Annotated in this window: 7 protein-coding genes; 1 reads left to right on the top strand and 6 read right to left on the bottom strand. The window is 71.2% G+C overall.

The window, feature by feature from the left end:
• Positions 1-97: 97 nt before the first annotated feature.
• From carB to pyrR, 6 genes are read right to left on the bottom strand one after another with little or no spacing between them, the layout of a single operon-like run.
• A complete protein-coding gene (gene carB, locus ACFVGO_RS20120) occupies positions 98-3,406 on the bottom strand; it encodes a carbamoyl-phosphate synthase large subunit (protein ID WP_359897422.1) in 3,309 nt (1,102 codons plus the stop codon).
• The gene (gene carA / locus ACFVGO_RS20115; protein WP_359897424.1) at positions 3,399-4,556 is read right to left on the bottom strand and encodes a glutamine-hydrolyzing carbamoyl-phosphate synthase small subunit; all 1,158 of its coding nucleotides are present in this window, start codon (positions 4,554-4,556) and stop codon (positions 3,399-3,401) included. The genes carB and carA overlap by 8 nt, the downstream gene beginning before the upstream one ends.
• Complete coding sequence (locus ACFVGO_RS20110) at positions 4,553-5,116, bottom strand: hypothetical protein (RefSeq protein ID WP_359897426.1); 564 nt, start codon at positions 5,114-5,116, stop codon at positions 4,553-4,555. The genes carA and ACFVGO_RS20110 overlap by 4 nt, the downstream gene beginning before the upstream one ends.
• The gene (locus ACFVGO_RS20105; RefSeq protein ID WP_380351166.1) at positions 5,116-6,420 is read right to left on the bottom strand and encodes a dihydroorotase; all 1,305 of its coding nucleotides are present in this window, start codon (positions 6,418-6,420) and stop codon (positions 5,116-5,118) included. The genes ACFVGO_RS20110 and ACFVGO_RS20105 overlap by 1 nt, the downstream gene beginning before the upstream one ends.
• On the bottom strand, positions 6,417-7,394 hold the full coding sequence (locus ACFVGO_RS20100; RefSeq protein WP_359897430.1) for an aspartate carbamoyltransferase catalytic subunit: 978 nt from the start codon (positions 7,392-7,394) through the stop codon (positions 6,417-6,419). Before ACFVGO_RS20100 ends, ACFVGO_RS20105 begins: the two co-directional genes overlap by 4 nt.
• A gap of 5 nt (positions 7,395-7,399) precedes the next feature.
• Positions 7,400-8,023, bottom strand: coding sequence for a bifunctional pyr operon transcriptional regulator/uracil phosphoribosyltransferase PyrR (gene pyrR, locus ACFVGO_RS20095; protein WP_359897432.1), 624 nt, complete (start codon positions 8,021-8,023; stop codon positions 7,400-7,402).
• 331 nt (positions 8,024-8,354) lie between these two features.
• On the opposite strand from pyrR, the gene ACFVGO_RS20090 reads away from it, so the two are divergent.
• Entirely contained in the window at positions 8,355-8,858 is a 504-nt protein-coding gene (locus ACFVGO_RS20090; protein WP_030056198.1) for a transcriptional regulator, read from the top strand.
• The last annotated feature ends 237 nt before the right edge of the window (positions 8,859-9,095 follow it).

Genomic DNA, 9,095 nt, shown 5'->3' with positions numbered 1-9,095 from the left:
ACTCCCCTTAGGGGAAAGGTGGATGGGGGGCGATGTGCGGCGCGCGCCGGCAAGGAGCGCGCCCCCCGCTGTCCAGGTCCCCCCCACTGCGGTGGTGCTACTTGCGGCCGGCGTTGATCAGCTCGGCGTGCTCCTGGAGCGACATCACCCCGACCTCGTCGCGCAGCAGCGCGTCCATGCCCTGCACGGCCGCGCCCATCGCCTGGACGGTGGTCAGGCAGGGCACCGCGCGGGCCACGGCCGCGGTGCGGATCTCGTAGCCGTCGAGGCGGCCGCCGGTGCCGTACGGCGTGTTGATGATGAGGTCGACCTCACCGTCGTGGATCAGCTGGACGATGGTCCGCTCGCCGTTCGGGCCCTCGCCCTCGCTGTGCTTGCGCACCAGCGTGGACGGGATGCCGCCGCGCTGGAGCACCTCGGCGGTGCCGGCGGTGGCGAGCACCTCGAAGCCGAGGTTGACCAGCGCGCGGGCCGGGAAGACCAGGTTGCGCTTGTCCCGGTTGGCCACCGAGACGAAGACCTTGCCCTTGGTCGGCAGCGCGCCGTACGCGCCGGACTGCGCCTTCGCGTAGGCGGTGCCGAACACCTTGTCGATGCCCATGACCTCACCGGTCGAGCGCATCTCCGGGCCGAGCACCGTGTCCACCCCGCGGCCGTGGATGTCGCGGAAGCGGCTCCACGGCATCACTGCCTCCTTGACCGCGATCGGCGCGTCGGCGGGCAGCGTGCCGCCGTCGCCCTCGGCCGGGAGCAGGCCCTCGGCGCGCAGCTCGGCGATGGTGGCGCCGAGCGAGATCCGGGCGGCGGCCTTGGCCAGCGGCACGGCGGTCGCCTTGGAGGTGAACGGGACGGTGCGGGAGGCGCGCGGGTTGGCCTCCAGCACGTAGAGGATGTCGCCGGAGAGGGCGAACTGGATGTTGATCAGACCGCGGACGCCGACACCGCGCGCGATGGCCTCGGTGGAGGTGCGCAGGCGCTTGATGTCGTGGCCGCCGAGGGTGATCGGGGGCAGCGCGCAGGCGGAGTCGCCGGAGTGGATGCCGGCCTCCTCGATGTGCTCCATGACGCCGCCGAGGTAGAGCTCGGTGCCGTCGTAGAGCGCGTCGACGTCGATCTCCACCGCGTCGTCGAGGAAGCGGTCGATGAGCACCGGGTGCTCGGAGATCAGGCCGGCGTGGCGCTCCAGGTAGGAGGCGAGCGAGGCCTCGTCGTAGACGATCTCCATGCCGCGGCCGCCGAGCACGTAGGACGGGCGGGCGAGCACGGGGTAGCCGATCTCGTCGGCGATCGCCTTGGCCTCCTCGAAGGAGAAGGCGGTGCCGTGCTTGGGGGCCGGCAGGCCGGCGTCGCGCAGGACGCGGCCGAAGGCGCCGCGCTCCTCGGCGAGGTCGATCGCCTCGGGCTGGGTGCCGACGATCGGCACGCCGTTGTCCTTGAGCGCCTGGGCCAGGCCCAGCGGGGTCTGGCCGCCGAGCTGGACGATCACACCGGCGAGCGGGCCGGCCTGCTGCTCGGCGTGGACGATCTCCAGCACGTCCTCCAGGGTGAGCGGCTCGAAGTAGAGCCGGTCGGAGGTGTCGTAGTCGGTGGAGACGGTCTCCGGGTTGCAGTTGACCATGACGGTCTCGTACCCGGCCTCGGCGAGCGCGAAGGAGGCGTGCACGCAGGAGTAGTCGAACTCGATGCCCTGGCCGATGCGGTTCGGGCCGGAGCCCAGGATGATCACGGCGGGCTTGGTGCGCGGGGCGACCTCGTTCTCCTCGTCGTAGGACGAGTAGAAGTACGGGGTCTTGGCGGCGAACTCGGCGGCGCAGGTGTCGACGGTCTTGAACACCGGGCGGATGCCGAGGGCGTGGCGCACCTCGCGGACCACGTCCGGCTTCAGGCCGCGGATCTCGCCGATCTGCTGGTCGGAGAAGCCGTGCCGCTTGGCGTGGCGCAGCAGGTCGGGGGTGAGCTCGGCGGCCTCGGCCAGCTCGCCGGCGATCTCGTCCAGCAGGAAGAGCTGGTCGACGAACCACGGGTCGATCTTGGTGTACTCGAAGACCTCCTCCGGGGTGGCGCCGGCCCGGACGGCGTCCATCACGGTGTTGATCCGGCCGTCGGTCGGCACGACCGCCTTGGCCAGCAGCTCCGCCTTGTCGCCGACGGGGCCGGTCCAGGAGAACTGGGAGCCCTTCTTCTCCAGCGAGCGCAGCGCCTTCTGCAGCGCCTCGGGGAAGTTGCGGCCCATGGCCATGGCCTCGCCGACGGACTTCATGGTGGTGGTCAGGGTGGCGTCGGCGCTCGGGAACTTCTCGAACGCGAACCGCGGCACCTTGACGACGACGTAGTCGAGGGTCGGCTCGAAGGAGGCCGGGGTCTGCTCGGTGATGTCGTTGGGGATCTCGTCCAGGGTGTAGCCGACGGCCAGCTTGGCGGCGATCTTGGCGATCGGGAAGCCGGTGGCCTTGGAGGCGAGCGCCGAGGAGCGGGAGACCCGCGGGTTCATCTCGATGACGATGACCCGGCCGTCCTCGGGGTTGACCGCGAACTGGATGTTGCAGCCGCCGGTGTCGACGCCGACCTCGCGGATGACGGCGATGCCGATGTCGCGCAGGATCTGGTACTCGCGGTCGGTGAGGGTCATCGCCGGGGCGACGGTGATCGAGTCACCGGTGTGCACGCCCATCGGGTCGAAGTTCTCGATGGAGCAGACGACCACGACGTTGTCGTTCTTGTCGCGCATCAGCTCCAGCTCGTACTCCTTCCAGCCGAGGATGGACTCCTCCAGGAGCACCTCGGTGGTCGGCGAGAGGGTCAGGCCCTGGCCGGCGATGCGGCGCAGGTCCTCCTCGTTGTGGGCGAAGCCGGAGCCGGCGCCGCCCATGGTGAAGGAGGGGCGCACGACGACCGGGTAGCCGCCGAGCGTGTCGACGCCGGCCAGCACCTCGTCCATGGTGTGGCAGATGACCGAGCGGGCGGACTCGCCGTAGCCGATCTTGGCGTTGACGGCCTCGACGACGCCCTTGAAGAGCTCGCGGTCCTCGCCCTTGTTGATCGCCTCGACGTCGGCGCCGATCAGCTCGACGCCGTACTTCTCCAGCGTGCCCGCCGCGTGCAGCGAGATCGCGGTGTTGAGCGCGGTCTGGCCGCCCAGGGTCGGCAGCAGCGCGTCGGGGCGCTCCTTGGCGATGATCTTCTCGACGAACTCCGGGGTGATCGGCTCGACGTAGGTGGCGTCGGCGATCTCCGGGTCGGTCATGATCGTGGCCGGGTTGGAGTTGACCAGCACGACCCGCAGGCCCTCGGCCTTGAGGACCCGGCAGGCCTGCGTACCCGAGTAGTCGAACTCGGCGGCCTGGCCGATCACGATCGGGCCGGAGCCGATCACCAGGACGGACTTGATGTCACTGCGCTTAGGCACGCTGGCCCTCCATGAGCTTCACGAAGCGGTCGAACAGGTAGGCGGCGTCGTGCGGACCGGCGGCCGCTTCGGGGTGATACTGCACGCTGAAGGCGGGGACGTCGAGTGCCTGCAGGCCCTCGACCACGTCGTCGTTGAGGCAGACGTGGGAGACCTCGACCCGCCCGTAGGGGGTGTCGCTCACCTTGTCCAGCGGGGCGTTCACGGCGAAGCCGTGGTTGTGGGCGGTCACCTCGACCTTGCCGGTGGTGCGGTCCTGCACCGGCTGGTTGATGCCGCGGTGGCCGTACTTGAGCTTGTAGGTGCCGAAGCCCAGGGCGCGGCCGAGGATCTGGTTGCCGAAGCAGATCCCGAAGAACGGGGTCCCGCGCTCCAGCACGCCCTGCGCGACGGCGACCTGGTGGTCGGCGGTGGCCGGGTCGCCCGGGCCGTTGGAGAAGAAGACGCCGTCCGGGTTGACGGCGTAGACGTCCTCCAGGGTGGAGTTGGCCGGCAGCACGTGCACCTCGATGCCGCGCTCGGCCATCCGCTGCGGGGTCATCGCCTTGATGCCGAGGTCCAGCGCGGCGACGGTGAAGCGCTTCTCACCGATCGCGGGCACCACGTACGGCTCGGTGGTGGCGACCTCGGCGCACAGGTCGGCGCCCTTCATCTCGGGCGACTGCTGCACCCGGGCGAGCAGGGCGGCCGGGTCGGCCAGCGCCTCGCCGGAGAAGATGCCGCAGCGCATCGCGCCGCGCTCGCGCAGGTGGCGGGTCAGCGCGCGGGTGTCGATGCCGCTGATGCCGACGACGCCCTGGTTGACGAGCTCCTCGTCGAGCGGGCGCAGGGAGCGCCAGTTGGAGGCGACCCGGGCGGGGTCGCGCACCACGTAGCCGGCGACCCAGATCTGCTTGGACTCGTCGTCCTCGTCGTTCCAGCCGGTGTTGCCGATCTGCGGGGCGGTCATCACGACCACCTGGCGGTGGTACGACGGGTCGGTGAGGGTCTCCTGGTAGCCGGACATGCCGGTGTTGAAGACCGCCTCGCCGAAGGTCTCGCCGATGGCGCCGTAGGCCTGTCCGCGGAAGGTCCGGCCGTCCTCCAGGACGAGCACGGCAGGCACTCGTTCCCGCCGTTGGCGCTGCGTGGTGGGGGCAGGTGCGGTCATTGCGCGGCCTCTTCCGTCTTCGTCTTCGTACGTGTTGCGAGTAGAGCGATCGCCTCGACCCAGGCGGCGTGCTCGTCGGGGTGGTCGGCCCGGAAGCCGGAGTCCAGCTCGGTGCCCTCGTGCGCCCAGCTGACGACGAGCAGCCCGGAGGGGACGACCTTGCCGGCGATCCCGGAGTCCGTGCGGGCACCGGTCAGGTGCTCGGCCGGGATCCAGAAGTCGACGTCACCGGGGCGCTGCACCAGCAGGCCGTCCTCGCCGAGGGTGAGGTCGGCGCGGCTGCGGGTGCCCAGGCCGTGGGCGACGACCCGGTCGAGCCAGTTCCCGGCGGTGGTCGTGCCGTGGTACCGGCCGCTGGTCTCCAGGATGGTGCGCCCGGCGCGGTCCGGCACGGCCGGCAGCGGCGGGATGCCGGACTGCAGGGTGCGCCGCCAGTTCCAGCCCTGGCGCATCAGCCAGTAGACCAGGCCGATCACGATCAGCAGGCCGATGGACCAGCCGATGTAGCCGGGCCAGTCGGTGACCTTCGCCTGCTCCTGGGCGAGCGTGGCGTGGAGCATCACTCCGTGCCGCCCTGCTCGGCGAGCTCCCCGGCCAGCACGGTGGCGCGCCCGCGCAGGAAGGTGGCGTGCACCCGTCCGGGCAGGTCCAGGCCCTTGTAGGGGGTGTTGCGGCTGCGGGTGGCGAAGCTGTCCGGGTTCACGGCTCCACGGTACGCGGGATCGAACAGCACCAGGTTGGCGGGCTCACCCACCGAGATCGGCCGGCCGTGGCCGCTGAGACGGCCGATCCGGGCCGGGCGGTGCGACATCCGGTCCGCGACGGCCTCCCAGTTCAGCAGGCCGGTGTCGACCATGGTCTGCTGCACGACCGACAGCGCGGTCTCCAGGCCGACCATGCCCATCGCGGCCACGGCCCACTCGCAGTCCTTGTCCTCGGCCGGGTGCGGCGCGTGGTCGGTGGCGACGGCGTCGATGGTGCCGTCGGCCAGCGCCTTGCGCAGCGCCTGGACGTCCTCGGCGGTGCGCAGCGGCGGGTTCACCTTGTACACCGGGTCGTAGGTGCGGACCAGCTCGTCGGTGAGCAGCAGGTGGTGCGGGGTCACCTCGGCGGTGACGTCCCAGCCCTTGGACTTGGCCCAGCGGACGATCTCGACCGAGCCGGCGGTGGAGAGGTGGCAGACGTGCAGCCGGGAGCCGACGTGCGCGGCGAGCAGCACGTCGCGGGCGATGATCGACTCCTCGGCGACGGCCGGCCAGCCGCCGAGCCCGAGCTCGCCGGAGACCTGGCCCTCGTTCATCTGGGCGCCCTCGGTCAGCCGCGGCTCCTGGGCGTGCTGGGCGACGACGCCGTCGAAGGCCTTGACGTACTCCAGGGCGCGGCGCATCAGCACCGCGTCGTCCACGCACTTGCCGTCGTCGGAGAAGACCCGGACGCCCGCGGCGGACTCGTGCATCGCGCCGAGTTCGGCGAGCTTCTTGCCCTCCAGGCCGACGGTGACGGCGCCGACCGGCTGCACGTCGCAGTAGCCGGACTCCTGGCCGAGCCGCCAGACCTGCTCGACCACGCCGGCGGTGTCGGCCACCGGGGTGGTGTTGGCCATCGCGTGCACGGCGGTGAAGCCGCCCATCGCGGCGGCCCGGGTGCCGGTGAGCACGGTCTCGGCGTCCTCGCGGCCGGGCTCGCGCAGGTGGGTGTGGAGGTCGACCAGGCCGGGCAGGGCGATCAGCCCGGTGGCGTCGATCTCGATGTCCGCCTCGACCGTCAGGCCGGTGCCGATCTCCTGGATCACGCCGTCGGCGAGGTGGAGGTCCTGCGGGTCGCCGCCCAGGATCTTGGCGTTGCGGATCAGGTAGCTGGTCACTGGGCGGTCTCCACGGAGTCGGTGCGGGTGGTGTCGGCGAGGGTGGCTCCGCCGAGCAGCAGGTACAGGACGGCCATCCGGACGGAGACGCCGTTGGCGACCTGCTCGATGGCGGTGCAGCGCGGCGAGTCGGCGACCTCGGCGGTGATCTCCATGCCGCGGACCATCGGGCCGGGGTGCATCACGATCGCGTGGTCCGGCAGCTGGGCCATCCGGCGGCCGTTCATGCCGTAGCGGCGGCTGTACTCGCGCTCGGTGGGGAAGAACGCGGCGTTCATCCGCTCGCGCTGCACCCGCAGCATCATCAGCGCGTCCGTCTTGGGCAGCACGGCGTCGAGGTCGTAGCTGATCTCGCAGGGCCAGTTCTCGACCCCGATCGGCAGCAGCGTGGGCGGGGCGACGAAGGTGACCTGCGCGCCGAGGGTGTTCAGCAGGTGGACGTTGGATCGGGCGACCCGGCTGTGCAGGACGTCGCCGACGATGGTCACGTGGCGCCCGGCCAGGTCGTTGCCGCTGCCCGGGTTGAGGTGGCGGCGCATGGTGAAGGCGTCGAGCAGCGCCTGGGTGGGGTGCTCGTGGGTGCCGTCACCGGCGTTGATCACACTGCCGTGCAGCCAGTCGGACTGGGCCAGCCGGGCCGGCGCGCCGGAGGCGTGGTGGCGGATGACCACCGCGTCGGCGCCCATCGCCTGGAGGGTCAGCGCGGTGTCCTTCAGGCTCTCGCCCTTGGAGACCGAGGAGCCCTTGGCGGAGAAGTTGATGACGTCGGCCGAGAGGCGCTTCTCGGCGACCTCGAAGGAGGTCTTCGTCCGGGTGGAGTCCTCGAAGAAGAGGTTGACGACGGTGCGGCCGCGCAGCGTGGGCAGCTTCTTCACGGCCCGGCCGGAGAGCTGGGCCAGCTCCTCGGCGGTGTCCAGGATCAGCAGCGCGTCGTCGCGGCTGAGATCGGCGGCGGAGACGAGGTGGCGCTTCACGCGGGTTACTCCGGGAGGTGCGGTTCGGAAGACTGGGGTGCCAGGGCCTGCGAGCTGCGGGCGGCGAAGTCGCGGTCGCCGACCAGGACGGCGTCCACGCCGTCGCTGTCGGACAGGCGCACCTGAACGGCCTCGCGCAGCGAGGTGGGGAGGTTCTTGCCGACGTAGTCGGCGCGGATCGGCAGCTCGCGGTGGCCGCGGTCGACCAGGACGGCGAGCTGGACGGCGCGCGGGCGGCCGATGTCGTTCAGCGCGTCGAGCGCGGCGCGGATGGTCCGGCCGGAGAAGAGCACGTCGTCGACGAGGATGACGAGCTTGCCGTCGATGCCGCCGGGCGGGATCTCGGTGTGCTCCAGGGCGCGGGCGGGCTTCAGCCGCAGGTCGTCCCGGTACATGGTGATGTCCAGGGTGCCCAGCGGGATCTCGCGCCCGGTGATCTGGGCCAGCCGGCCGTGCAGGCGGCGGGCGAGGTGGACGCCCCTGGTGTGGATGCCGAGCAGCACGACGTCCTCCGCGCCCTTGGCGCGCTCGACGATCTCATGCGCTATCCGGGTGAGGACCCGGGCGATGTCCGTGCCGTCCAGCACCTGGTGCGGTGCCCGGGGCGTCGGTTCATGGTGTGTGGTCATGCCGAAGCGGACCTCCTTCCCCGCCTCACGGGACGGGTCTTAAAGGATGTCTGGGGACTGCCCCCGCCGACCGGGCGCGGGCTTCGGGCCATCCTAGCAGCGCGCCGGATCGCAAACAGACGGCCATCATTCCGCTTCCCGGGGTTAACACTCCGGACGCGCCGACGATGCGGGCCATTCGCACGACTGCCCCATTCGGCTTGACGCAACTACCTTACTCTACGTAACCTCACAGTGAGTTACGAGACGGACGTCGGACCCACCGGTAACGGCGTCGGCAATCGCCCGTGACCCACCACTGAACGCGAAGCAATCTCGTCCGGGGAGATCAATGTCCAGCGACTACGCGAAGCAACTCGGAGGCAAGCTCCGAGCGATCCGCACTCAGCAGGGTCTCTCCCTGCACGGTGTCGAGGAGAAGTCCCAGGGGCGCTGGAAGGCAGTCGTCGTCGGCTCGTACGAGCGCGGTGACCGTGCGGTCACCGTGCAGCGGCTGGCCGAACTGGCGGAGTTCTACGGCGTCCCGGTGCAGGAGCTGCTGCCCGGCGGTACGCCCGGCGGCGCGGCCGAGCCGCCGCCGCGCCTGGTCCTCGACCTGGAGAGACTGACCCAGGTCCCTTCGGAGAAGGCCGGCCCGCTGCAGCGCTACGCGGCGACCATCCAGAGCCAGCGCGGTGACTACAACGGAAAGGTGCTGTCGATCCGTCAGGACGACCTGCGCACCCTGGCCGTCATCTACGACCAGTCGCCGTCGATCCTCACCGAGCAGCTGATCTCCTGGGGCGTGCTGAACCCCGACGCGCGCCGCGCGGTGCGCGAGGAGGACGCGAGCTGAGGCTCGCCGCACCGGCTCCCGCCGGCGGATCCAGGGACGACCCGGCCTGATTTCCGGTCGTACCCGCAAGCAGAAACGTCACGGCGCGGCTCCCCTGACCGGGGGCCGCGCCGCGGTGTCGGGGGGCCCAGAAGAGGGCCCACCGGAAAGCCACCAACCAACCATCCCCCAGACCCCCCCAGAACCCCCCCCCCCCCCCTCCCCCCCCACACCCCCCCCCCCCCCCCCCCCCCCCCC

This window comes from Kitasatospora sp. NPDC057738 (assembly GCF_042798815.1).
GTDB classification, from domain to species: domain Bacteria; phylum Actinomycetota; class Actinomycetes; order Streptomycetales; family Streptomycetaceae; genus Kitasatospora; species Kitasatospora lactacystinica.
Note: the sequence above shows the minus strand (reverse complement) of the source record. Positions and strands in the feature narration are given on the sequence as shown.